Raw genomic sequence first — 24,905 nt, 5'->3', positions numbered from 1 at the left:
CGCTCCCTCGCCGCCCGCCGCGCCGGTCCGACGCCGCGCGGGCCCCGCCGCCGTACGCGCCGCCCGCCGAGGGGCCGTGCGAGCCGCGCCCGCCGCCACCCCCGCTTCACCGATCCCCGGGAAGACTCCATGACGTCTGCCGTCCTGCCCCCGACCCTCTGGTTCACCCGCTGTCCCGTGCCCACCGCCACCGGCATCGCCGCCGACCGGCGCTGGCTCACCGAGGAGTTCGCCGCCGACGGCATCGCGGTGCGCTCCCTCCAGGAGGCCTCCCCGGACGCCGACCGCGCCGCCCACTACACCCACGCCCTGCCCGGACTCTTCCGGGAGGGCGGCAACGTGCCCGCCCTGTGGGCCCGTTCGCGCGGCGAGCGCACCCGGCTGATCGGTCTCACCTGGATCGAGGAACGGCAGACCGTCCTGGTCGCACCCGGCTCCGGCATCCGGGGCGCCGAGGCCCTGCGCGGGCTGCGGCTCGCCGTGCCGAAGCACACCATCGCCATCGACTTCTGGCGGGCCATGGCGCTGCGCGGCTTCGAGGGAGCGCTCGCCTCCGCCGGACTCGCGCTCGACGACGCCTCCCTGGCCGACGTACCCGCCGACGGGTACGAGGGCCAGTGGGCCGCCGAACTGGCCGCGCTGCGCCGCGGCGACGTCGACGCCGTGTACGTCAAGGGCGCGCTGGCCGTCGAGGCGGCCCGCCGGGCCGGGGCCGAGGTCGCCGTCGAACTCGACGACCTGCCCGACCGCCGCTTCCGCGTCAACAACGGCACACCCCGCCCCATCACCGTCCACCAGCAGCTGCTGGACGACCACCCGGACCTCGTCGACCGGTTCCTGGCCGTCCTGCTGCGGGCCGCGGACTGGGCCGCCGGACAGCCCGGCGAGGTCGCCCGCATCCTCGGCGCCGAGACCGGGGCCGGCGCCGACGGAGTCGCAGGCGCCTACCGGCCCGGCACCCATCTCACCCTCCACCCCGACCTGTCCGCCGGACGCCTCGCCCTGCTCGCCGCACAGGAGGCAGGGCTGCGCGCCCACGGCTTCCTGCCCGAGCCCGTCGACGTCACGGCCTGGGCCGACCCCGAACCGCTGCGCCGTGCGACCGCACTGGCCCGCCGCACCCCCGTACCCCTGAGCCCCGAGGACCCCTCATCATGAATCTCGCCCGACCACTGCGTACGACCGCTCTCCCGGCGCTCCTCACGGTCTCCGCGCTCGTCGCCCTCACCGCCTGCGGCACATCCGAGGCCGACAGCGCCGACGGGGGCTCCGGCGGCAGGTCCACCGTGACCGTCCGCATCCCCGACCCCGGCAACTCCGGGGTGCTCGCCCTGGGCAAGAAGGACGGCAGCCTGGACAAGGCCCTGGCCAAGGCGGGCGCCAAGGTGAAGTGGACCGGCAGCGCCGGCCCGTTCGCCCCCGCCGCCCAGGCGATGAACGCCGACCAGCTGGACATCGCCACCGGCTCCATCACCTCCGGCATCACCTCGCTCGCCCAGAAGCCCGGCTTCAAGTTCTTCACCGCCGTCGACCCGGACGCCGCCGGCGAGGGCATCCTCGTCCGCGACGGCTCGGGGATCGACTCGGTCGCCGACCTGGTCGGGAAGAAGGTCGCCGTCAACCAGGGCGGTACCGGCGAGTACCTGCTGCTCAAGGCCCTGGCCAAGGCCGGCATCCCGGCGGACAGGGTCACCCGGGTCTATCTGCGCCCCGACCAGACCGCGGCCGTCTTCAACGCAGGCAAGGTCGACGCCTGGGCCGTCTGGGCCACCTACGCGGTCGCCGAGATCGGCAGCGGCAAGGCCCACTTCGTCGCCGACGGCGCCGCGATCGGCTCCGACAACTACAGCCTCAACGCCGTGCGGACCGCGTTCGCCGAACAGCACCCGAAGGTCGTCCAGGCCCTCTACCGGTACCTCCACGAGGCCAGCGCCAAGGAGAAGCAGAACCCGGCCGCCTACCTCAACGTCTTCACCGACGTCGGCCCCACGGCCGTGACAGGCAAGGCCAAGGAGGTCCAGACCGCGTTCACCGCGAAGGGCGGCACGGTCGACCCGATCGGGCCCGAGGACATCGCCCGCTTCGAGGACGTCGCCGCGTTCTACGCCGAGCAGAAGGTCACCAAGGACCGGGTCGACGTCGCCGCGCACCTGCTCGACGTCGGGAAGCTGACATGAGCGACACCGCCGCCGCGCCCGCAGGACTCGTCCGGCCGCGCCCCCGGGTCAGCATGGCCCGCGGCCGGGGCTACGCGCTGACCGTCCGCGCCATCGGCCCGGTGGCGCTGCTGGTCCTGTGGTGGGCGGCGTCCGCCACCGGACTCCTCACCCCCGACGTGCTGGCCTCACCCGGCGAAGTGCTGGGCGCCGTAGGAGAGTTGTGGGGCAACGGGCAGCTGCCCGACGCCCTCACCACCTCCCTCACCCGCTCGGGGCTCGGCCTCCTCATCGGGCTCGCCGCCGGTCTGACCCTCGGGATCACCACCGGATTCACCCGCCTCGGCGACGAACTCCTCGACTCCTCGCTCCAGACCCTGCGCACCATCCCCTTCCTCTCCCTGGTGCCGCTGTTCATGGTCTGGTTCGGGATCAACGAGACCGCGAAGATCCTCCTCATCGCCGTCGCCACCACCTTCCCGATGTACGTGTCCACATCGAGCGGGGTCCGCAACACCGACCCCAAACTCATCGAGGCCATGCGCAGCTTCGGCATGGGCCGCCTCGCCCTCGTCCGCGAGGTCGTCCTGCCCGGCGCACTGCCCTCCCTGCTCGCCGGGCTGCGTCTGTCGATGACCCTCAGCGTGATCGCGCTGATCGCCGCCGAGGAGATCAACGCCACCGCCGGCATCGGCTATCTGATGTCGCAGGCCCAGAGCTACGCCCGCACCGACATCCTCGCCGTGTGCATCCTCGTCTACGGGCTCCTCGGACTGACCGCCGACATCCTCGTGCGGCTGCTGGAGCGCCTGCTGATGCCGTGGCGCACCCCCCAGGGAGCCGCGCGATGACCGATCCCGCCTCGTCCGCACCCGCCGTACGGGTACGGGGCCTGCGCCGCGTCTTCGGTGAGCGCCCCGTCCTCGACGGACTGCGACTGGACATCGCCCGGGGCGAGTTCGTCGCCCTGCTCGGGGCCAGCGGCAGCGGCAAGACGACTCTGCTGCGCATCCTCGGGGCGCTCGACGGGGCCGACGGGGGAGAGGTGTTCGTCCCCGAGGCCCGCACCATCGTCTTCCAGGAGCCCCGCCTCGTCCCGTCGAAGAAGGTCCTCGCCAACGTCACGGTCGCACTGCCCCGCAGCCGCGCCGCCCACGGGCTGCGCGCCCTGGCCGAAGTCGGCCTGGAACGCCACGCCGAGGCCTGGCCTGCCACCCTCTCCGGCGGCGAGGCCCAGCGCGTCGCCCTCGCCCGCGCCCTGGTCCGGGAGCCCGAACTCCTGCTGCTCGACGAGCCGTTCGCCGCGCTCGACGCGCTGACCCGGCTGAAGATGCAGGATCTGGTCGGCGAGCTGTGCCGCCGCCACCGGCCCGCCGTCCTGCTCGTCACCCATGACGTCGACGAGGCCGTACGGCTGGCCGACCGGGTCGCCGTGCTGCGCGACGGGCGGCTCGTCACTGACGAGACCGTCGACGTCGACCGGCCGCGGGACCCCGGCGACCCCGCCTTCGCGGCCCTGCGCCGCCGCCTGCTGGCCGACCTCGGCGTCGAGAGCGCCGCGCCGTCCCTCCCGTCCCCCGACCGTACCGAAGCCGGAGTGATCTGAATGACCCTCACCATCGGTGTCCACAGCAGCAACCCGTCCCTCTACCACCTGTACCACCTCTCCCGGCTGGGCTTCGCCCAGGAGGAGCTGGCGCCGCTCGGCGAGAGCGTCGTCTTCCACCCGTACAGCAACGGCGTACGCACCGGCGAGCTGCTGACCCGGGGCGTCATCGACTTCGGCGGCACCGGTTCCACCCCGCCGGTCACCGCCCAGGCCGCCGGGCACGACATCGTCTACACCGCGGTCTCCGCCCCGCGCCCCGAACACGGCGCGCTGCTGGTCGCCGAGGACAGCCCCGTGCGGACCGTCGCCGAGCTCAGGGGCTCGACCGTGCACCTCGCGATCGGCTCCTGGCAGACCCATCTGATCGCCAAGGCCCTCGACGACGCCGGCCTCTCCTACGCCGACGACATCACCGCCGTCCGCAGCAACGCCGACAGCGAGCAGCTGCTGCGCACCGGCGGGATCGCCGCCTGGGTCGCCCAGGGCGCCGAGCTGGCCGCCGCCCGTCGCACCGGCGGGCTGCGCACCCTCGTCCGCACCGGCGACGTCATCAGCGACCGCTCCGTGTTCTTCACCCGCCGCGACCTCGCCGAGTCCCGGCCCGAGGTCGTCGAGGCCCTGACCCGGGCGCTCCGGCGCGCCGACGACTGGGCGGCCGCCCACCCCCGGCAGGCCGCCGAGATCGCCGCCGCCGACCTCGGCGGATCGGCCGACGACTGGGAGACCGCGCTCGCCTCGCTGCCCTGGACGATCGAGCCCGTCTCCGACGCGTTCATCGCCGAGCAGCAGGAGGCCGCCGACATCTTCCACCGCACCGGGTTCATCGACCGCCCGGTGACCGTCGCCCAGGCCCTGGCCCGGGTGCCTGCCGACAAGGCGGTATGACGACATGGCGACCGAAGTCCTCTGGTACGTCATTCCGCGCGAGGGCGCCTACCCCTGGGAGCCGGCGGGCCGCCGCCCGGTCGACCTCGGCTATCTCGCCCAGCTCGCCGGCACGGTCGAACGGCTCGGCTACACCGGCGCGCTCCTCGCCACCGACCTGTACGACGTCTGGCCGCTCGGCAGCGCGCTGGCCGCCTCCACCGGCACCCGCTTCAAGCCGCTGCTCGCGGTCCACCCCGGACTGATCTCACCGACCCTGCTGGCCAAGATGGCGCTCAGCTTCGACACCCTCTTCGGGGGCCGGCTGCGCTTCAACGTGGTCAATGGTTCAACGAAGTCGCTCCAGGAGTACGGACTCCATGTGGAGCACGACGAACGGTACGAGCTGAGCGCGGAGTACTGGTCGATCGTGAAGCGGCTGACGGCCGGCGAGGTCTTCGACCACAAGGGCCGCTTCTACGACCTGAAGAACGCCGGCGCCTCCTTCCGGGAGCTGAAGCCCGTCCAGGACGGGCACATCCCGCTCTGGTTCGGCGGCTCGTCCGACCCCGGCATCGAGATGGCGGCCGAGCACGTCGACGTCTTCCTGACCTGGGGAGAGCCGCCGCACCTGCTGAAGGAGAAGCTGGACCGGGTCCGGGCCAGGGCCGCCGCGTACGGCCGCACGCTCAGGATCGGCCTGCGGCTGCATCTGATCGTCCGCGACACCGAGGACGAGGCATGGGCCGCCGCCGACCGGCTGCTGGACGTCACCAGCGACGCCACCTACGCCCGGCAGCTCGGCGACCGGACGGGTGAGGACGGTGTGGGCTGGCAACGGCAGTTCCGCCAGCACGGCGGCAGGGTCCCCGCGCACGCCCGTGAGCTGGAGGTCCACCCCAACATGTGGCCCGGCATGAGCCTGTTCCGGCCGGGCCCGGGAACGGCGGTGGTGGGCTCGACGGCCCAGGTCGTCGAGCGGCTCAAGGAGTTCGAGGACCTGGGCGTCGACACCTTCATCCTCTCCGGCAACCCGCTGCTGGAGGAGGCCTACCGGGTGGCCGAGACCGTGCTCCCGGCCCTGGGCATCACACGCTGAGCCCGGTGCGCACGGACTGCGGTTGTCCGTGCCCGGTGCCAGACTCGGACACATCAGGCCGGACCCCTGATGTGTCCGAGGACGGGACCACCGAAGGAGCGCACCATGCTCACCACCCGTTTCACCGACGGAGCCCCCGACTGGATGGATCTCGGCACCCCGGATCTCGAAGGGGCCGCGGACTTCTACACCGCCCTGTTCGGCTGGGAGTACGAGGCCGGAGGCCCCGAGACCGGGGGCTACGGGATGTTCACGCTGAACGGGCGGACGACCGGCGGCGTCATGACGGTCCCCGAGGACCAGGCGGCGGCGTCCTGGTCGGTGTACTTCCAGTCGGGCGACGCCGAGGCGACCGCCAGGACCGTCGAGAAGGCCGGCGGGTCCGCGCTCTTCCCGCCGATGGACGTGCTGGAGTACGGCCGGATGGGCGGGTTCCACGACCCGGCGGGCGCCTGTTTCGGCGTCTGGCAGCCGAGGGCGAACCCCGGGCTCGGCGTCGTCGGCGACCCCGGGAGCCTGTGCTGGGCCGAGCTGTACACCCCGGACGTACCGGCCGCAGCGGCGTTCTATTCGGCCGTTTTCGGCTGGGAGACCGCCCGGACGCCCTACCCGGGCGGGGACGGCGCGTACACCGTGATCAGGACCGCGGGCGGCGGGCAGGACGCCGGATTCGGCGGGCTCGTACCGCTGGACGCCGTACCCGTCCGGGCGGCTCAAGGTCCGCACTGGCTGCCGTACATCGAGGTCGGGGACTGTGACGCCACGGTGGCCGAGGTCGAGCGGCTCGGCGGCAAACTGACCCTGGAACCGCTGGAGATGGCCGACGTGGGCACCTTCGCCGACGTCACCGATCCGTTCGGCGCGGCGTTCGCCGTGATCAGGAGCGCGACCCGGCCCGGGAGCTGATCCGGCCACGGCCGCGGGCGACCGATTGACGCGGCGTTGATCAGTCGTTTATCGCGGCGGGGCATGGTGTGCACCATGCTGATCAACGCCGCTACCGACCCCGCTCTCGCCTGGCAGGAGACCGCGCTGTGCGCGCAAGCGGGCCCCGAGTTCTTCTTCCCCGCCCCCGGCAGCTCCACCCGCGAGGCCAAGCAGCTCTGCAACGCCTGCGAAGGACGCCAGGCCTGCCTGGAGTACGCCCTCGACAACGACGAGCGCTTCGGCGTGTGGGGCGGGCTCTCCGAGAAGGAGCGCGAGCGGCTGCGCCGAGTTGGCCGAGACCAGGGGTGAACCACCCTTGTCCGTGCGAGGTTTCGGCCCGCAGGAGAGCCTGCGGGGCTCCGCCGGTCCGATGGCCCCCTACCCGGGACCGGTCGACGACGACCGCCTGGCGGAGGCGACCAGGTCCGCCGCGCAGACGCTCTACCACCCCGTCGGCACCTGCCGGATGGGCGAGGACCCGGGCTCCGTCACCGACCCGGCGCTGCGGGTGCGCGGGGTGACGGGCCTGCGCGTCGTCGACGCGTCGGTGATGCCGCGCATCACCCGGGGCCACACGCACGCGCCGACCGTCGCCCTCGCGGAGAAGGCGGCCGAGCTGATCAGACAGGACGCCGCGCCTGGGGCCTGTCCGGCCGTTCCCGTCTGCCAGGCGACGCCATCGCGCACTCTCGCCGAGGCGGGCCGGGCGGGTCACGAGGGGACGGTGAAGGTCTCCCCGTACATCTTCCAGGTCAGCGGCGGCTCCAGCGCCAGATTGCCGTCGTCCAGGAACGCGCGCTGGGCGGTGTCGATGCGCGAGGTGTCCTGCTGGTTCCTCTTCGACTTCATCACGGCCCGGGCCGCGTCCAGGAAGGCGTCCAGATAGGCCGCCTCGTCGCCGCCGTCGGTGACCGAGTCCGCCTCGGCGAACGCGGCCCTGCGGATGCCGTAGAACGAGTCCGCCTCGGCGCCGGCCCCCTGGAGCACCATCGTGTCGAAGTAGATGAACTGGCCGAGCGCGCCGAGCCCGTCCAGCTTCGCCAGCCGCACCGCCGGCTCGAAGTACTGCTTGTCCCGCACCTGCTCCTGCGCCCGGCGGAACGCCGGGTCCTCGGCCGCCTTCCTCCACGCGGCCGTGAAGCCCGGGTCCAGGCCCTCGTGCGAGCCGGTGCCGTCGACCGAGCGCAGCGCCGGGACGAAGGGTGCCAGCGGACTGTCCGGATGGTCCTTCGTGAATGCCTCGACGAACGTGAGCATGTCGTGCGTACCGGAACAGAACCCGATGATCCCGGCCGCGTAGCCGGTGCCGTCCCCGTTGTCCTCGATGGCGGCGTACTGGCTGCGCCAGTCCAGCGTCGAACTCTCCGCACTGGACGACAGCTTCCAGGCGATCTCGCGCATCGCCGGATCATCCAGCCCGGCCGGCGCCGCCTTCACCCGCGCGTCCAGCCGGCGGCGCTCGTCCGCGTCCGCCGCCAGATAGGGGTCGGGATCGGTGGCCCGGGCCCGGGCGGGCGACGCCCCGGCCGTGGGGGAGCCCTTGGGGAGCGCGGACCCGCCGCCGCTGTTGAACACGAGGGCGGCGGCTATGAGTATCGGCGCGCCGACGAGCACGACGCGGGTCACAGGTTTCACCGGCACAGAGTACGGTCCGCGCAATCCCGGGGAGGGCCAGGGCCGGGGCCGGGACCCGCACGGCACAATCGCCGCATGACCGACGCCCTGCTGAAGGCCCTCGACCCGCTCCCGTATCCGCGGCGCATGCGCGAACTCGCCGCCAGGGCGCGCGTTCTGTCCGCATCCGGGCGGCTCCGTGCCGTGCTGGACGACCTGGACGACGGCGATGCCTACGAGCGCGAGACCGCCGTCGTCGCGGCGTCCGCCGGACAGGACCGGGACTGGATCGCCGCGCGCCTGGCCGACCCGGACCCCTTCGTGCAGGGGCACGCCCTGCGTGTCGCGCACAGCCTCGGCGTCCCGGACACGGCCTATGAACGCGCCCTGGACGACCTGCCCCGCACCGCACGCCGCAGGCTGCTCCGGGCCGTCGTCACCGACGGGCGCACCGCGCTCGCCGACCGGCTGATCGACCAGGTGCGCGAGGTCTGGGGCGACTCCGAGGCCCTTGTACTGCTGCCGGGCTGCACCACCGCCACCGCGGCCCGGCTGCTCCCCGCGCTCCTGCACGCCGTACGCGGCCCGCGCACCCTCGCGCGCGCCCACCCGGACCTCCTCCTCGACGCGGTGGAGCGGCAGCTCGCCGATCTGCCCGGGGCCCACCGCGCCGACTGGTGGCAGCGGTACGCACCCGGGGTCGCCGCCACCGCGACGATCCGCCCAGGCCGCGTCCTCGACCTGCTCGACCGCTTCGGACCGCCCACCCTGCCCCCGCCGCTCACCGGCCGGCTCGGAGCCCTCGCCGCCGCCGACCCCGCCCGGGTCGCCCGCCTCCTGCTGCGCCCCGGGGGGACCCAGCGGATGCTGTGGGCGGGCACCCTCGGCAGGAGCGTCCTGTACCGGCTGGCCCGCACCGCGCCCGAAGGGCTCCTCGTGGAGCTCGGCCGGACCATGCCGCAGGGCGCCCGGGGGCTGGTCCAGCTGCTCCAGGCCCTCCCGCCGGGGCGCCGCGGCTCCTTCCACGCCTCGGTCGTGGCCGGGCTCGGCCGGGGGGCGGCCGTCACCGTGGACGCCGCGGTGCTCGACGCCCTGCCGCGCAGCGCCGTCGCGGACGAGGCCCGGCGGCTCGCGGAGCGGGCCGCCCGCAGCGGCGCGGAGTGGGGCACCGTGCTGCTCGCGGAGTCGTATCTGCCCGTGGCCGAGGTACGCGAGCGGCTGCTCACCGCCACCCGCAGGCCGTCCGCCGAAGACCGGGCCCTGGCCTGGCCGCTGCTCATCCGCAACGCGGCCCGCTCCGGCGCCCCGGAACCGGTCGCCGCCCTGCTCGACGACATGGCCCGGCTGCGCAACGAACAGGACCCCGTCCGCTCGGCCGCGCTGGGCGCCCTGGCGGCGGTCCCGGCCGCCCTGTTCACCGACGACGTGGAACCCGCGCTGGACCGGACGGCGTCCGACGCCGTCGAGGCAAGGGACTCCTCCCCGGCCACCCGGCACGCGCTGAGCGCACTCGCCCTGCGCCTCCTGCGCGAACACGCCGCGACCCGGCACCGCGCCCTGGTCAACTGGGCCCTGCGCACCCTGGTCCGGATCTCCGGCAACACCGGGGGAGCGGACCTCGGACGGCTCGACCGGACCCTGCGGCGGGGCCAGGAGTCCGAGGTCTTCGAGGCCCTGCGCCCCTGGATGGAGGCGGGCACCGAGAGGGCGGACCACGGGCTGGTGTTCGCGCTGGCCCGGGCGCTCGGCCGCCGCGCGGCCGGACTCCCCGAGCTGCAGGACCTGCTGGAGCAGGCGGTCCGCTTCGGGGAGAACCACGAGGCCAGAACCGCGGTGGGCCTGTGGCTGGAGCCGGTCGCGCACCGCGGCGAGCGCGTCGCACGCATCCTGGCGGCCGACCCCTCCGCCGGCGCCCTGCCCGAGGTGCTGCGGGTCCTGACCCGCAGCCGCACCGACCTCCTCGACCCCTACCTCGCCGACCCGCCGCCGTACGGCCGCTTCCTGCCGCCCGGCACTCCGTGGACCGTGGACCCCGTGGACGTCCGCCGCTGGGTGCCGCGCCAGCGCCGCGCCGCCCTGCGCGCGCTGGAGCGGGCGGCCCGGGACGAGAAGCTGCCGCTGTACGCCCGCGCCACGGCGGTCCGCGCCCTGGCCCGTGTCCCGTCGGCCGGTGCCCGGGCGGTGCTGGACTGGACCGGCTCCGACGACGTGGTCCTCGCCGAGGCCGCCCTCACCGCGCTCGGCAGCACCGACCGGGCCGACGAGGTGCTGCCGGAACTGCTCGCGCACCACGGGGACGACCGGGCCAGGGTCGCCGTCTTCGCGGCCGGCCGCGCCGCGCAGGACGTACGCCCCTCCCTGCTCGCCCCGCTGCTCCGCGCCCGGCTGGCCCCCGGCACCGGGAAGGTGACCAGCCGCAAGGAGACGGTCCGCCTCGCCGTGTCCCGGCTGCCCCGGGACACGGCCGCCGACCTGGTCGCCGAGGCCTGCGCCGCGCCCGGCCAGCACCTCGACGTCCGGGCCGTCTGCGTGGCCGCCGCCGTCTCGCTGCTCGACGACGAGCGGATGTGGGAGCTGCTGACGGACGCGGCCACCGGCGCCACGGTGCTGCGCGCCGCCGTGCTGCGGGTGCGGCCGCCGGACCTGCCCGCGCCGCACCGCGCCCGGTACGCCCGGCTGGTGCGGGAGGCATGCGGTATGCACGACGAGGAGCCGGCCGCCGCCGCCCATGCCGTGGTGGCCCGCTGGGTGCCGTGGGAGCCGGGCGCCTGCGAGGTCCTGGTGGCCGCGACGACGGACCTCGGGCGCCGCCGCTCCTGGCGGTCGGCCGCCGACGCGCTGGTGACCGCGGCCCCCGCCGCGGGCGAGGCCGCGCAGGCACTCGTCCGGACGCTGCGCACCCTCGCGGACGCCGTGGCCATGGACGACGCCGGCAGCGAGCGCGACCGTCCGGAGCGCCAGCGGCTCGTCCACCTCGTGAACCGGCTCGCCTCGTCCGCCGGGGGCCGCACCGGGACGTCCCTGCGGCCCGTCCTCACCACCGCAGGCGAGCTGCTGGCCCGGTACCGGGACCACGCACCCCAGGCCGCCGAGCTGCTGGTCAGGGCGGTGGACCCGGACGAGGGGCCGGACGCGCTGTACGCCGCGCTTGACCGGCTCGCCCGCCTGCACGAGGGCCGGCCCGTCCTCGCGGCCCGTACCGCCGCCGTGTTCGCCAACCGGCTGCCGGCACCGCACGGCCGGGACGGCTCGGACACCCTGCTGGAGGTCGCGGCGCGGCTGGCCGAGGACCGGGGCACCGCCCAGGGGCTGCTGGCCGTGGAGCTGACCGGGGCGGGCGGCCGTCACTCGGACTGGAGCGGGCCGTGGCGCACCCAGCTGCGCCTGCTGCGGCGCCATCCGGAGGCGGAGGTGCGCGACGCGGCGTACGCGCACGTCACGGTCCGGGAATGAGCCGCTGCCCGCAGGAGAGCCCCCTGCGGGCAGCGTGGCGGCCCGGTGTCAGGCCTGGGCGGCGCGGGCCGCCATCCGCGCCTTGCGCGCGGCGAGCTTCTCGTCGAACTTCGACGCCTCGGTGTCCAGCCCGTTCATGTACAGGCCGAGCTCCTCCTGCGCCTGCAGCCCCTCCGGGCCCAGCCCGTCGATGTCCAGCACCTTGAGATAGCGCAGCACGGGCTGGATGACGTCGTCGTGGTGGATCCGCATGTTGTAGATCTCGCCGATCGCCATCTGCGCGGCGGCCCGCTCGAAACCGGGCATGCCGTGGCCGGGCATCCGGAAGTTGACGACGACGTCGCGCACGGACTGCATCGTCAGGTCCGGGGCCAGCTCGAAGGCCGCGCCCAGGAGGTTGCGGTAGAAGACCATGTGCAGGTTCTCGTCGGTGGCGATGCGGGCCAGCATCCGGTCGCAGACCGGGTCGCCCGACTGGTGCCCGGTGTTGCGGTGCGAGACCCGGGTCGCCAGCTCCTGGAAGGCCACATAGGCCACGGAGTGCAGCATCGAGTGCCGGTTGTCCGACTCGAAGCCCTCCGCCATGTGCGCCATCCGGAACTGCTCCAGCTTGTCCGGGTCCACGGCGCGCGAGGTGAGCAGGTAGTCGCGCATCACGATGCCGTGCCGGCCCTCCTCGGCCGTCCAGCGGTGCACCCAGGTGCCCCAGGCGCCGTCGCGGCCGAAGAGCGAGGCGATCTCGTGGTGGTAGCTGGGGAGGTTGTCCTCGGTGAGGAGGTTGACCACGAGGGCGATCTTGCCAATGTCGGTGACCTTGGACTGCTCGGCCTGCCAGGCCTCGCCGTCCTCGAAGATGCCGGGGAAGTTCCGGCCGTCGGAGAACGGGACGTACTCGTGGGGCATCCAGTCCTTGGCGACCTTGAGATGGCGGTTGAGTTCCTTCTCCACCACCTCTTCCAGCGCGTACAGCAGTTGGGCGTCGGTCCACGCCTGTGAACTGCCGAGGTGGGGAGAGGTGATCGTCACGGGGGCTCCTGGGGACGGGAGAATTACCTACGGCTTCGTAGGTTACGAGACCGTAGGTTAAAGCGGCAGTAAGGCCGCCGCCAAGCCCGTCCGGGCGACGCATGCTCACCCAGTGTCATAAGGCCAGCTCAGATGGGTTTACAGAGGGTCAGGACGGGGAGCGGAACGGCTCGGAAAATCAGAAAAATCCCGGCCGGTTTCCGCGCTCCCGCGCCCCCTCCCACCTCTCCTTGCCCGCCGTCTCAGAGTCCGGCGCGCACCTCTTCGGCCGTGGTGTCCCGCAGCGCGCCGTCGAGCAGCAGCCAGCGCGTGATGCCGAGCGACTCCAGGAACGGGATGTCATGGCTCGCCACGATCAGCGCGCCCTCGTACGCGTCCAGCGCCGTGGTCAGCCGGCGCACGCTCGCCATGTCCAGACTGTTCGTCGGCTCGTCCAGCATCAGCAGCTGCGGCGCCGGTTCGGCGAGCAGCAGCGCGGCCAGCGCCGCCCGGAACCGTTCCCCGCCCGACAGGGTTCCCGCCGCCCGGTCCGCGCGCGCCCCCTTGAACAGGAAGTGCGCCAGCTTCGCCCTGATCCGGTTGTCCGTGACCTCCGGAGCGAACCGCGCCACGTTCTCCACCACGCTCAGGCTGTCGTCGAGGACATCGAGGCGCTGCGGCAGAAAGCGCAGCGGCACCTGCGCGACGGCCTCGCCGGAGACCGGTTCCAGCTCTCCGGCGAGCGTCCGCAGCAGGGTGGTCTTGCCCGCCCCGTTGCGCCCCACCAGCGCGATCCGCTCGGGGCCGCGCACATCCAGCCAGCCCCGCACCCGTGCCCCGTAGGCCAGTTCCAGGTCGCGCAGCTCCAGCACGCCGCGGCCCGGATGGACCTTGGTGTGCGGCAGTTCGACCCGGATCTCGTCGTCGTCCCGCACCGCATCGACGGCGTCGCCCAGGCGCTCCTTCGCCTCGGCCAGCCGGCCCGCGTGCATGATGCGGTGCTTGCCCGCCGACTCCTGGGCGGAGCGCTTGCGGGCCCCCATGACGATCTTCGGCTCGCGCTTCTGGTCGTGCATCTTCTGGCCGTACCGCTTGCGGCGGGCCAGCTTCACCTGGGCGTCGGCCAACTCGCGCTTCTGCCGCTGCACATCGGCCTCGGCGACCCGCACCATGCGCTCGGCCGCCTCCTGTTCCACGGCGAGCGCCTCCTCGTACGCCGTGAGGTTCCCGCCGTACCAGGTGACGGTGGAGTCCCGCAGATCCGCGATCTGGTCGACCCGGTCCAGGAGCGCGCGGTCGTGGCTGACGACGACCAGGACCCCGTGCCACGCGTCCACCGCCGCGTAGAGCCGCTCGCGTGCGTACAGATCCAGGTTGTTGGTGGGTTCGTCCAGCAGCAGAACCTCGGGCCGGGCGAGCAGGAGTGCGGCCAGCCGCAGCAGGACGCACTCGCCGCCGGACATCTCACCGATCGTCCGGTCGAGTCCGATGTGGCCGAGGCCGAGCTGGTCGAGCGTGGCGCGGGCCCGCTCCTCCACGTCCCAGTCGTCGCCGACCGCGGCGAACCGCTCCTCGCCGACGTCCCCCGCCTCGATCGCGTGCAGCGCCTCGCGGACGGCGGCGATGCCGAGGGCGGCGTCGACGCGCAGCCCGGTGTCCAGGACCAGATTCTGCGGGAGGTACCCCACCTCGCCCGAGGTCCTGATGTGGCCGCCGGCCGGGACGAGTTCACCGGCGATCAGCCGGAGCAGGGTGGACTTGCCGGCGCCGTTGAGGCCGATGAGCCCCGTGCGGCCGGGGCCCACGGTGAGCTGGAAGTCGTCGAGCACCTGGCTGCCGTCGGGCCAGGCGAAGGAGAGCGACGAGCAGGTGATGTGGGCGGCGGGGGCAGACATAAGGAATCTCCCGGTTGCGAGGAAGGTCAGGGGCAACGGGGCGAGACACCGGCCACTGGCGTTCCACGCAGACGTCCGGGAGTGAAGAATGCCGGAGGTGCGGAGGGACGACCTGGTCACGGAGGACGGCTCGGAGAGCTGAGGTCACACTCGGGCACGCGGACGTGTGCCTGTACGGACAGACAGGACACGGCGTGCGACACGGTGTCTCGAGACCTCAGACGAGCAACGTCCTACTCCGTTCGGCGACAACAAGGACAGCACGAAAGTACGCCGGGCCCCGGATGGGGGCAACCGGATTTACCGCGCCGTGCGCGCGCTCAGCACGGACCGCCGAGCAGGTCCGTCAGATTCCGGTCCAGATCCAGGAAGCGGTACTCGTCGCCCTCGGGCACCAGCTCCTGCGCCCGCCGCAGGAAGCGGCGCAGCTCCGCCGTGCGGACGTGCACCATCGCGATCCCCTCGGCGGCGTGGAACTCCAGCACCGTCCGGTCGTAGCCGAACGGTCTGACCCGTACGTCACCCACCCCCGCCGGTGCCTCCATTCCCGAGGCGAGCAGTTCCCGGGAGAACTCCCAGGACACCTCGGTCCCCTCCAGCGTCGCCGGCGCGGGGAAGACCATGCGCACGGCGAAGGGGTCCTGGCGGTCGTAGGTCAGGACGGCGGGCAGCGTCTCCATCTGCGGGGCTGACGCGACCATGCGGGCCTGTACGGACTGTTCGATAACGGTGGACAAGAACCTGCTCCCTCTCGCGACCGGACGAACGGTTCCCGGCACCCGTAAGGACGACGCCGGCCGTCGATCCGTGCATCGGGGGACGGCGTGAGCTGCGTCACCGCACACCGTCGCCCTGTTCACCTGCCCCGTTACCGGCGGTCCACCCGGACCGCTCCGCCCGGGAGCCCGGCAGCCGCGGGAAGGGAGCCCGCTCAGAGCTGTTGGCGGTACGGGGCGAGCGCTTGCGACGTCTTCGTCGCGATGAACTCGGTGATGCGGTACGCGCAGACGCCGTGCACGACGAACGGATCGGTCGCCGCCAGCCCCTCGATCGCCGCCCGGTCGTCCCCGACGGCGAGGATCACCCCGCCGTCCCGGGGGTTCTTGCGGCCGGAGGCGATGAACACCCCGGCCTCGTACTGCGCGTCGAGCCAGGCGACATGCGCTTCCAGCGCGGCGTCGACACGGTCCAGCAGGGCGGTGTAGGACAACTCGAGTACGAACATGATCCCAGGCTAGGGCGTGTCGTCGAACTGGCGTCTGCCGGGCGGCGCCATGCACGCACTCTCGCCGCACCGGCCCCAGACCCCGGTACGTCCAGTACAGGGGCCTGGGGCCGGCACGCCGAGAGCACGCACCTGACGCCGCCCGGCCGCCCTTCGGGCAACGACACCAGTTTGACGACACGCCCTAGTACGGCGGTTCCCGCGCTCCGGCGGCCCGGTCACAGACTCCGGTAGACCGCGTCGAGCGCCAGCAGGGCCCCGCCCCGGGCGGCCGCCGTGAACCCCAGGGTGGACAGCCGGACCTCGCAGCCGCCCGCGTCGGGTGCCATGACCCGGGTGCGGAGCGAGTCGCGGACGCGGTCCACGACGAGGTCGCCGATGTGGGTGAAGTAGCCGCCGAGCACGACCGCCCGGGGGTTGAGCACATCGGCGAGCAGGGCGAGCCCCAGGCCGAGGTCGTCCGCCAGGCCCTCCAGGGCCTCGCAGGTGCGGGCGTCGCCGTCGCGGGCGCGGCGGTGCAGCTCGGTGAGCCGGGTTTCGAGTGCGACGGCCGGGTCGTGCACCGGGTCGCCGCCGTCCGCGGCCCGGCGCAGGAGCGCGTCCAGGCCGACCATCCCCTCCCAGCAGCCCCGCCGGCCGCAGACGCAGGGCCGCTGCCGGGGGTCGAGCGGCATGTGCCCGACCTCTCCGGCGAACCCGCCGGCTCCCCGCAGCAGCCGGCCGTCGCTGATGATGCCGGCGCCGATGCCGCGCTCCCCGGTGATGCACACCATGTCGTGGATGTCGTCGCCCTGCACCAGGGCGTGTTCGGCGAGTGCCGCGAGCTTGGCGTCGTTGTCCACGGTGATCTGCTGCGGGGTCCGGGACAGCCGGGCCCGCAGCCCGTCGGCGACGGCGATTTCGCGCCAGCCGATGGCGGGCGCGTACGTGACGGCCCCGGTGGCCATGTCGATGACGCCGGGGGCGGCGACGGTGAGGCCGACGGGGCGGATCCCGTCGCGGCCGAGGGCGGCGAGGCAGGCCCTGACCTTCCGCGCGGTGAGGTCGAGCACCGCCTCGGGCCCGGCGTCCGCGACCGCGACGGCCGCGCGGTGCTCGAAGACGAGCCGGCTGTCCAGAGTGAGCGCGAGGACATGGACGTAACTGGTGCTGATCTCCACGCCGATGCCGCAGAGGTCGCCGCCGTCGATGTGCACCAGGGTGCCCGGGCGGCCCACCGTGCCCTCCCGCTGCGCGGGCCCCTCGCGGACCAGGCCGAGGGCGACGAGTTCGGCGACGAGGCTGGTCACCGTGGGTTTGGGCAGCCCGATGTCGGTGGCGATCTGGGCGCGCGAGCGCGGACCCCGGTCGCGCAGGGCGCACAGCACCACGCCGAGGTTGGTGCGCCGGATGGAGGCCCGGTCCCGTGAGCCGGCGGGCCTGGCGGGGGCTGCGTACGGCTGTGGGTCGGTCACTGGATCCTCATCCCTTCGTCGGGCCGTCACCGCTGCGTGGCCGCCGTCGCACTCATGATGGCAAGCCCGCGCACCGGCCGGGGCGCGGGCTTGTATACGGGCGGCCGCCTCGGATCCCTTGACAGCCGTTCCATTAGTTCGGATTCTATTTGAACTAATGAGCACGACGCTGTGAACACCCCCCGCCGTCCGGGGTCCTGATGCGGTATCACCCATCAGTTTTCGGACATCTCGCCGCCCTGGACCGTCTCTCCCGACGGGTGTCCGGGCGCCCTGAGAGGAGTAGCTGTGCCGTCTCGTCCCGGAACAAGAGCCGTCCGTACGCTGTCCTTCATCGGCGCGGTCCTGCTCGGCCCGCTCACCGGCGGTCCGGCATCGGCCGGTCCCCCCTCGGCCGGCGGAACCGCCGAGCCGCCCTCGTACACCGTCTCCGTCGGGGCCAAGGGGCCCTGGACCCACCCCGACGACAGTCCGGCCGCTCCCTACACCGACAAGGACGGGGCTTTCTACTACCAGTCCGCCCACGCCCTGTACGGCGCGGACGACCCCCGCGAGTGGACGTTCTACACCGGCCGGGACTTCGACACGGCGACCCGCTCGGCCGCGATCAGTGACGCGGCCGACCCCGCCCGCCCCGAGGACCGGAACAACGACACCACCTGGCGCTGCGACAACAGCCCCACCGGCCGCGAGGCCACGTTCGCCCCCGCCCCCTCGTCCTACGCGCGGAAGAACTACTGCGACCTGATGGGCGTGTGGGTGGACCCGGACACCGGCGACTGGTACGGCCTGGTGCACAACGAGTTCACCCCGAGCCCCTTCGGCGACGGGCTGCACTACGACGCGATCGACTACGCCGTCTCCAGGAACCAGGGCAGGACCTGGGACATCAAGGACCATGTCCTCACCTCGCCCCACAGCACGGCCCGGGGCGACGACGGGGCGTTCCCGCACGAGACGTACTACTACGGCAACGGCGATCCCCGGCTGTTCGTGGACACCGCGTCCGGATACTTCTACGTCTACTACAACTCCCGGGTGATCCCGAAGGGCGGTGTGCCGGGCGGCTGGACGGACGGCAGCCGGGCGCATGTCGCCCGCGCCCCGATGTCCGCGAAGATGGCCCCCGGCTCCTGGCGCAAGTGGTACGACGGGGCCTGGTCCCAGCCCGGGACCGGCGGCCTGGAGAGCAACATGGAGCCGGTCGACGCCGGCCACCCCACGGGATACACGGCTGTCGAGCACGACTACGACCCGGCCGTCCCCGGCTCCGTGAAAGAACAGCAGGACGCCGGCGAACTGCCCGCCAAGTCCGACCTGCTGACCATGAACATCGCCTACGACGCCCACCTCGGCCTCTACATCGGGCAGCCCGAGGCCGTCGTGCAGGACTCCACCGAGCCGCAGCGCTTCTACGCCACCGACGACCTGGCCACCCAGAAGTGGCGGCTCATCGGCGACACCGGCTCCTACCGCACGGGCTCCTGGTACCGCTGGATGCTCGACCCGGTCAGCGGCACCGGCTCGACCGTCGTGGGCAAGGAGTTCCGCAGCTACTGCTCCTTCCAGTGCTCGGAAGGCGCCGACGGCGAGTACTACGACACCGTCATCGACACCGGCACCCCGGCCGCACCCGTCGAGACGGGCCGGGCCTTCACCATCGCGGCGGGCAACGGCCGCGCCCTCGCCCAGAGCGCCGGCAGCACCGCGACCACCTCGACGAGGGCGCCCGGCGACTCCGCCCTCGCCCGGTGGGTCTTCACCTCCAACGGCGACGGCTCCTACCGCATCGCCAACGCCGCGACCCGCCAACTGCTGGGCGTGGACGCCACGTCCGACGCGGGCCGGGCCTGGGGCGCACGGCCCACCGCGACCGACGCACCGGCGGCGGGCCCCACGGCCGGCCAGCAGTGGTTCGTCGTCCCGGGCTCCGGGGCCGACGGCCGGCCCACCGGCACCTACCGGCTGGTCAACCGCTACAGCGGACTCGTCATCGGCCTGTCGGCCGACCCCGGACGCCGCTCCGAGACCACGCCCACCCGGGCGTGGACCGACCGCACGGGCAACCCTGTCGGCGGCGCCCGCACCGCCGCCGAGCAGACCCTCACGCTCACCGCCGTGGGTCAGGGCCACAGGCCCTGACCCACGCCGGTGCCCCGCCGGGGTGCGCGTCCTGTGGGGGTAACGCGCACCCCGGCCCCGAACCCACCTCGGCTCCCGACCGTGGGTGTCCGATGCCCGCTGCCCCTAGCGAAGGATCCTTGTGCGCACACTCGTTCACCGACCAGCCCTCGTCGCGCTGGCCGCCACCGCGGTCGTCGCGATGACCACGGGCGTCTCCGCGCCGGCCACCGCCGGGTCCGCGAAGAGCCCGGCACCGAAGGCCACCGAGCAGTCACCGCCGCACCGCGTCCAGTTGCTCACCGGCGATGTCGCCGAGGTCACCGACGGCCGCGTCAGCGGCTTCCAGCCCGCTCCGGGCCGGGAGAACATCCCGGTGCACGTCACGAGCGACGGCGAGCGGTCCCTCGTCGTGCCGCTGGACGCCCAGCGCCTGATAGCCGACGGCAAGCTGGACGAGCGGCTCTTCGACGTGGCCGCACTCGACACACCCGCGGCCCGCACGGTGTACCGGAACGGACTGAGGGTCATCGTCGGATACCGGGGCGCCGCCCCGGCCGCCCGCGCCGAGGTGCGGGACACCGGTTCCGTGACCGTGCGCCGCACCCTGGGCGCCCTCAACGCCGAGGCGCTCACCGCACCCTCCGGCTCCCTGCCCGCGCTCTGGAAGTCGCTCACCCGCGCGGGCGACGCCGCCGCACGCAGCGCGGCCCCCGGCATCGACCATATCTGGCTGGACGCGCCGGTCCACTCCCAGCTCGATGTGAGCGTCCCGCAGATCGGCGCCGACAAGGTGTGGGCGGCGGGCTACGACGGCAAGGGCGTGAAGGTCGCCGTCGTCGACACCGGCGTGGACGAGACCCATCCCGACCTCGCGGGCAAGCAGATCGCCGAGAAGAACTTCTCCACCTCCGCCGACGCCAAGGACCGCCAGGGCCACGGCACGCATGTGGCCTCGACCATCGCCGGCTCCGGCGCCAAGTCGGGCGGCACGTACAAGGGCGTGGCGCCCGGAGCGAGCATCATCGACGCCAAGGTGCTCGACGACTCAGGAAGCGGCGCCGAGTCCGACATCATCACCGGGATCGAGTGGGCCGTCGGACAGGGCGCCGACATCGTCAACATGAGCCTCGGCGGCCCGGACGCCCCCGGCGTCGAGCCACTGGAGGAGACGGTCAACCACTACAGCGAGAGCGACGGCGTGCTCTTCGCCATCGCCGCGGGCAACGAGGGCCCCGGCGCCGGCACCGTCGGCACCCCGGGCGCGGCCGACAGCGCGCTCACCGTGGGCGCCGTGGACAGCGACGACAAGATGGCCTCCTTCTCCAGCCGGGGACCGCGCGTCGGCGACGGGGCGATCAAGCCCGATGTGACCGCGCCGGGCGTCGACATCACCGCCGCCTCCGCGCCGGGCAGCGCCATCGCCAACGAGTACGGCGAGAACCCGGAGGGCTATGTCACGATCTCCGGCACCTCCATGGCGACCCCCCATGTCGCGGGTTCGGCGGCGCTGTTGAAGCAGCGTCACCCGGACTGGACGGCGGATCAGCTCAAGGGCGTGCTCACCGGATCGGCCAAGGACACCGGGTTCACCGCGTTCGAGCAGGGCTCGGGCCGGATCCAGGCCGACCGCGCGATCGGCTCCTGCGTCTACGCCGAGGAGACCTCGCTCAACTTCGGCACCGCCGCCTGGCCGCACGAGGACGACGAGCCGGTGCGGCGCACGGTGACCTACCGCAACGCGGGCACCGCCGACGTCACCCTCGACCTCACGGCGGGCGGCACAGGACCCGACGGAACGGCCGCCCCCGCGGGCATGTTCACCGTCAGCCCGGCGAAGATCACCGTGCCGGCCGGACAGACCGCCGAGGCCACGGTCACCGCCGACACCGCGACCGAGGCACCGGACGGGCAGTACACCGGCGCCGTCGTCGCCGCGGGCGCGGACCTGAGCGTGCGCACCGCCTTCGCCGTCGATCGCGAAGTCGCCTCGTACCCGGTCGAGTTGACCCACCTCGGCCGTGACGGCAAGCCCGCCGCGCACTTCCAGACGTACGTCAAGGGCCTGACCGGCGAGGCCGCGGGCGTCGAGTTCCCGGTCGACGAGAACAGCGACTCCGCCACCCTGCGGCTCCCGGTGGGGGAGTACACCGTGCAGGGGGTGATCCTCGCGGACCGCGCGGACTCCACCCGGGGCACCGACTGGATCGCCCAGCCCCGGCTGGTGGTCGACCAGGGCCGGAAGGTCACCCTGGACGCCAGGACCGCGAAGCCGGTCGACCTCACCGTTGCGGACCGTGGCACCGAGGCCCAGCAGGCGTACATGTCCTACTCCGTGAAGAAGGGGTACACGGACTACATGTCCGGCTGGCGGCTGACCTCGTACGAGAACTTCCGCTCCGCCCACCTCGGCCCGGGCGTCACGGACGGTTCGCTCCAGCAGCTGTGGGACGCCGACTTCGCCAAGGGCGAGGCCACGCAGTACTCCCTGCTGTACGGCGGCCCCGTCGAGCGGCTGGCCACCGGCTTCGCACGGCACCCCCGCCGCGGTGACCTCGCCGAACTGAAGGTGGGCATCGGCGAGCCCACACCGGGCAAGGACGCCTTCCTCACCCCGATCGGCTCGCTGCCCGGCTCCCAGCTCGGCTTCGCCTCCGGCCGGACGCTGCCCGCCCCGTCCTCCCAGCGGCTCTTCCTCTCCACCGCCGACGGGGCCAAGTGGAGCACCGGCTTCGAGCAGCTCGGCGACACGCTGCCCAACGGCTGGCAGCTGACGGACTCGCGGTACGGCATCAGCAACGCCGTCTACAGGCCCGGACACACCTACCGGACGGACTTCGATACGGGGGTCTTCGGCCCGGTCCTCGACGGCACTCACGGCCTGGTGCGTTCGGACAACACGCTCTACGCGTTCCTGAGCATGTTCTCCGACGGGCAGGGCCACGACGGCACCACGACCGTCGCCTCGTCGCACTCCACCCTGTACCGCGACGGCGAGAAGGTCGCGGACAACAGCGACGACCTGGCGTTCTCCTCGTTCACCGTCCCGGCCGAGGACGGTTCGTACACGCTGAGCACCTCGCTCACCCGTGACGCGAAGATCGCCCGGGCCGGCACGCGGATCGACGCGAGCTGGACCTTCAGGTCGAAGGACGGCGACAAGAGTCTCCCCGTCTCCGTCGTGCGCTTCCACCCGGACCTGGACCTGCGGTCGCAGGCCCCGGCGGGCCGGCGGATCGCGGTGCCCGTCGAGATCCAGGGCGCGGCGGCCGGCGGCAACGTCCGCTCCCTGACCGTGGAGGCCTCCTACGACGACGGTGCCACCTGGCGCAAGCTGAGCGTCAGGCATGGCGCGGCCTCGCTGCGCGCCCCGGCCAGGGGCAAGGGTGTCGCGCTCCGGGCCGAGGTCGTCGACCGCCAGGGCAACAAGTCCGCCTACGCGGTGCACAACGCGTTCCTCGGACGCTGAGGCAGCGGCGCCGTCGGCGGCCGGACACCTTCCCGGTGTCCGGCCGCCGTGTTCGCCTAGGCTTGGCCGCACCATGACCACACTCCGGATGCCCGCCGACGCGGCCGAAGCCCGCGCCCTCCAGGACACCCTGCGCGACCGGGTGATCCTCGACGAGCCGGGCCCGCCACCGGGAACCGGCCGGGTGACCGGTGTCGACGTCGCCTACGACGACGAGCGCGATGTCGTCGTGGCGGCGGCCGTCACGCTCGACGCGGCCACGCTCGACGTACTGGCCGAGGCGACCGCCGTCGGCCGGATCAGCTTCCCGTACGTCCCCGGGCTGCTCGCCTTCCGCGAGATCCCGGCCGTGCTCGCCGCGCTGGAGTCCCTGCCGGCCGACCCCGGTCTCGTCGTGTGCGACGGCTACGGCAGGGCGCACCCGCGCCGCTTCGGGCTCGCCAGCCATCTGGGCGTGCTCACCGGGCTCCCGGTCATCGGCGTCGCCAAGAACCCGTTCACCTTCACGTACGAGCGGCCCGGCCCCCGGCGCGGTGACTTCTCGCCGCTCCTCGACGGCGACGAGGAGGTGGGCCGGGCGCTGCGCACCCAGGACGGCACCAAGCCCGTCTACGTCTCGGTCGGACACCGCACCGGCCTGGACAACGCCTGCGCGCACACCCTTCTGCTGGCCCGTGACTTCCGCCAGCCCGAGACCACCCGCAGGGCCGACGCGCTCTGCCGCCGGGCCCTGCGCGAGGCGACCGGCCGGGAGGCGTGAGCGCGCGCTCCCGGACCCCTGGGCGGTACGTCAGCGCAGCGCCGCCACCCGGAAGCGCAGCCCCGCCGCCCGCAGCCGCTCCAGCAGCGCGTCGCCCATCGCGGCTGCCGTGGTGACCTGGCCCGAGGTGGCCGGGAGCTCGTCAAGCGCCAGGCACATCGCCGACTCCGCGAGGATCTTCGCCGTCTCGTCGTAGCCCGGATCGCCCCCCGCCACCTCCGTGTACACCCGCCGGCCGCCGCCCTCGCCGACGAACCTGACCGTGAACCAGCTGCGCCGCCTGCGCTCCGCGTCCGGGCCCGCGCCGGGCTCGTACCGGTCCATCAGCCAGGACCGCGCGGCCGGCACCTGCGCCGCGCCGAGCAGGGCGCCGAGCGCCGCCGTGCCGCCCAGCGCCACCGGCAGGTGCTTGACCGAGGCGTAGTGGCGGTAGCGGAAGTCGGGGCCGTAGCGGGGCAGCGCCCGTGCCGAGCGCTCCACGATCTGCGCGTCGAGCGTCGGCAGCGGGAGCGCCCAGGTGCCGGTCTCGGCGCTGAAGCGCGGACCGCCGAGCGGGGCCCGCACCCGGCGGCCGACCAGGCGCGGCTCGTGCAGCCGGCGCTCCTTCGCGGCGTGCAGCATCTGCGGCCCGCGCCCCATCGCGGTGAGCGCGGAGGCGAACGTACCGCCCGAGAAGACCGCGTTGCTGCGGACGAAGCCGTCGACGCGCAGCGGTACGCCCTCGGGCAACTGCCGGACCGTGAAGTACGCGCCGAGGTCGTGCGGCACCGAGTCGAAGCCGCAGGCGTGCACGAGGCGGGCGCCGGTCTCGCGGGCCCGGGCATCGTGCTCCAGATACATCCGGTCCGCGAACTCCGGCTCGCCCGAGAGGTCCGCGTAGTCGGTACCCGCCTCGGCGCAGGCGGCGACCAGCTTCTCCCCGTACCAGATGTACGGGCCGACGGTCGAGGCCACCACATGGGCGGACTCGGCCAGTTCGCGCAGGGATGCGGCGTCGTCAGCGTCCGCCTCCAGCAGGGGGAGGTCCGCGCAGCGCGGGTCGAGGGCGGCCAGCCGGGTGCGCAGGGCCTCCAGCCGGGTGCGGTCGCGCCCGGCCAGCGCCCAGCGGCAGCCGTCCGGGGCATGGGAGGCCAGATACTCGGCGGTGAGCACGCCCACGAAACCGGTGGCGCCGAAGAGGATCACGTCATAGGGGCGTTGTGCCCCGTTCTGCCTGTTCACGAGTGCCTCCGCAGGGGCCGGAGCCGATAGGGC

19 protein-coding genes and 1 pseudogene are annotated in these 24,905 nt (G+C 73.4%); 13 read left to right on the top strand and 7 right to left on the bottom strand.

All coding sequences use genetic code 11. From position 1 onward, the window contains the following. Positions 1-129 precede the first annotated feature (129 nt). From RLT58_RS04085 to RLT58_RS04045, 9 genes and pseudogenes are all read left to right on the top strand, one after another. Entirely contained in the window at positions 130-1,158 is a 1,029-nt protein-coding gene (locus RLT58_RS04085) for an ABC transporter substrate-binding protein (protein ID WP_311309000.1), read from the top strand. Continuing rightward, positions 1,155-2,177: an NrtA/SsuA/CpmA family ABC transporter substrate-binding protein gene (locus tag RLT58_RS04080; protein ID WP_311308999.1), complete on the top strand. Its 1,023-nt coding sequence runs from the start codon at positions 1,155-1,157 to the stop codon at positions 2,175-2,177. The genes RLT58_RS04085 and RLT58_RS04080 overlap by 4 nt, the downstream gene beginning before the upstream one ends. Beyond that, entirely contained in the window at positions 2,174-3,007 is an 834-nt protein-coding gene (locus RLT58_RS04075) for an ABC transporter permease (protein ID WP_311308998.1), read from the top strand. Before RLT58_RS04080 ends, RLT58_RS04075 begins: the two co-directional genes overlap by 4 nt. Continuing rightward, positions 3,004-3,762, top strand: coding sequence for an ABC transporter ATP-binding protein (locus tag RLT58_RS04070; protein ID WP_311308997.1), 759 nt, complete (start codon positions 3,004-3,006; stop codon positions 3,760-3,762). Before RLT58_RS04075 ends, RLT58_RS04070 begins: the two co-directional genes overlap by 4 nt. Then, the gene (locus RLT58_RS04065; RefSeq protein WP_311308996.1) at positions 3,763-4,650 is read left to right on the top strand and encodes an ABC transporter substrate-binding protein; all 888 of its coding nucleotides are present in this window, start codon (positions 3,763-3,765) and stop codon (positions 4,648-4,650) included. It abuts the gene before it with no gap. Between the two features lie 4 nt (positions 4,651-4,654). Further along, positions 4,655-5,728 (top strand): LLM class flavin-dependent oxidoreductase, encoded by a 1,074-nt coding sequence (locus RLT58_RS04060; RefSeq protein WP_311308995.1) that lies wholly within the window; start codon positions 4,655-4,657, stop codon positions 5,726-5,728. A 105-nt stretch (positions 5,729-5,833) separates the two neighbouring features. Continuing rightward, entirely contained in the window at positions 5,834-6,634 is an 801-nt protein-coding gene (locus tag RLT58_RS04055; protein ID WP_311308994.1) for a VOC family protein, read from the top strand. Positions 6,635-6,709: 75 nt separating this feature from the next. After that, the gene (locus RLT58_RS04050) at positions 6,710-6,964 is read left to right on the top strand and encodes a WhiB family transcriptional regulator (protein ID WP_311308993.1); all 255 of its coding nucleotides are present in this window, start codon (positions 6,710-6,712) and stop codon (positions 6,962-6,964) included. A gap of 58 nt (positions 6,965-7,022) precedes the next feature. Further along, positions 7,023-7,289: pseudogene (locus RLT58_RS04045) on the top strand (GMC oxidoreductase); the annotation flags it as partial. Between the two features lie 77 nt (positions 7,290-7,366). Here RLT58_RS04045 and RLT58_RS04040 read toward each other — a convergent pair. Next, positions 7,367-8,281, bottom strand: a complete 915-nt coding sequence (locus RLT58_RS04040) for a chitosanase (protein ID WP_311314408.1) — start codon at positions 8,279-8,281, stop codon at positions 7,367-7,369. Positions 8,282-8,365: 84 nt separating this feature from the next. On the opposite strand from RLT58_RS04040, the gene RLT58_RS04035 reads away from it, so the two are divergent. Continuing rightward, on the top strand, positions 8,366-11,722 hold the full coding sequence (locus RLT58_RS04035) for a hypothetical protein (protein WP_311308992.1): 3,357 nt from the start codon (positions 8,366-8,368) through the stop codon (positions 11,720-11,722). Positions 11,723-11,770: 48 nt separating this feature from the next. On the opposite strand, the gene RLT58_RS04030 is transcribed toward RLT58_RS04035, so the two are convergent. From RLT58_RS04030 to RLT58_RS04010, 5 genes are all read right to left on the bottom strand, one after another. Continuing rightward, positions 11,771-12,748 (bottom strand): acyl-ACP desaturase, encoded by a 978-nt coding sequence (locus tag RLT58_RS04030; protein ID WP_311308991.1) that lies wholly within the window; start codon positions 12,746-12,748, stop codon positions 11,771-11,773. 242 nt (positions 12,749-12,990) lie between these two features. Beyond that, positions 12,991-14,622 (bottom strand): ABC-F family ATP-binding cassette domain-containing protein, encoded by a 1,632-nt coding sequence (locus tag RLT58_RS04025; protein ID WP_311308990.1) that lies wholly within the window; start codon positions 14,620-14,622, stop codon positions 12,991-12,993. 320 nt (positions 14,623-14,942) lie between these two features. Beyond that, on the bottom strand, positions 14,943-15,359 hold the full coding sequence (locus RLT58_RS04020; protein WP_311308989.1) for a spore wall synthesis regulator SsgD: 417 nt from the start codon (positions 15,357-15,359) through the stop codon (positions 14,943-14,945). Between the two features lie 194 nt (positions 15,360-15,553). Beyond that, positions 15,554-15,847 (bottom strand): YciI family protein, encoded by a 294-nt coding sequence (locus RLT58_RS04015; protein WP_311308988.1) that lies wholly within the window; start codon positions 15,845-15,847, stop codon positions 15,554-15,556. 218 nt (positions 15,848-16,065) lie between these two features. After that, positions 16,066-17,301, bottom strand: a complete 1,236-nt coding sequence (locus tag RLT58_RS04010; RefSeq protein WP_311308987.1) for an ROK family protein — start codon at positions 17,299-17,301, stop codon at positions 16,066-16,068. A gap of 288 nt (positions 17,302-17,589) precedes the next feature. On the opposite strand from RLT58_RS04010, the gene RLT58_RS04005 reads away from it, so the two are divergent. From RLT58_RS04005 to RLT58_RS03995, 3 genes are all read left to right on the top strand, one after another. Then, positions 17,590-19,443, top strand: a complete 1,854-nt coding sequence (locus tag RLT58_RS04005; RefSeq protein ID WP_311308986.1) for an RICIN domain-containing protein — start codon at positions 17,590-17,592, stop codon at positions 19,441-19,443. A gap of 121 nt (positions 19,444-19,564) precedes the next feature. Next, positions 19,565-22,891 carry a S8 family peptidase gene (locus tag RLT58_RS04000; protein ID WP_311308985.1) on the top strand — a complete coding sequence of 1,109 codons (3,327 nt, stop codon included), beginning with the start codon at positions 19,565-19,567 and terminating at the stop codon, positions 22,889-22,891. 73 nt (positions 22,892-22,964) lie between these two features. Beyond that, on the top strand, positions 22,965-23,651 hold the full coding sequence (locus RLT58_RS03995) for an endonuclease V (protein ID WP_311308984.1): 687 nt from the start codon (positions 22,965-22,967) through the stop codon (positions 23,649-23,651). Positions 23,652-23,681: 30 nt separating this feature from the next. Here RLT58_RS03995 and RLT58_RS03990 read toward each other — a convergent pair whose 3' ends face one another. Next, entirely contained in the window at positions 23,682-24,872 is a 1,191-nt protein-coding gene (locus RLT58_RS03990) for a saccharopine dehydrogenase family protein (protein ID WP_311308983.1), read from the bottom strand. Between the last annotated feature and the right edge of the window lie 33 nt (positions 24,873-24,905).

Origin of the sequence: Streptomyces sp. ITFR-16 (assembly GCF_031844705.1) — a bacterium.
In the GTDB taxonomy this organism is placed as follows: domain Bacteria; phylum Actinomycetota; class Actinomycetes; order Streptomycetales; family Streptomycetaceae; genus Streptomyces.
The sequence above is the reverse complement of the archived record's forward strand: the minus strand, read 5'-3'. Positions and strand labels throughout refer to the sequence as shown.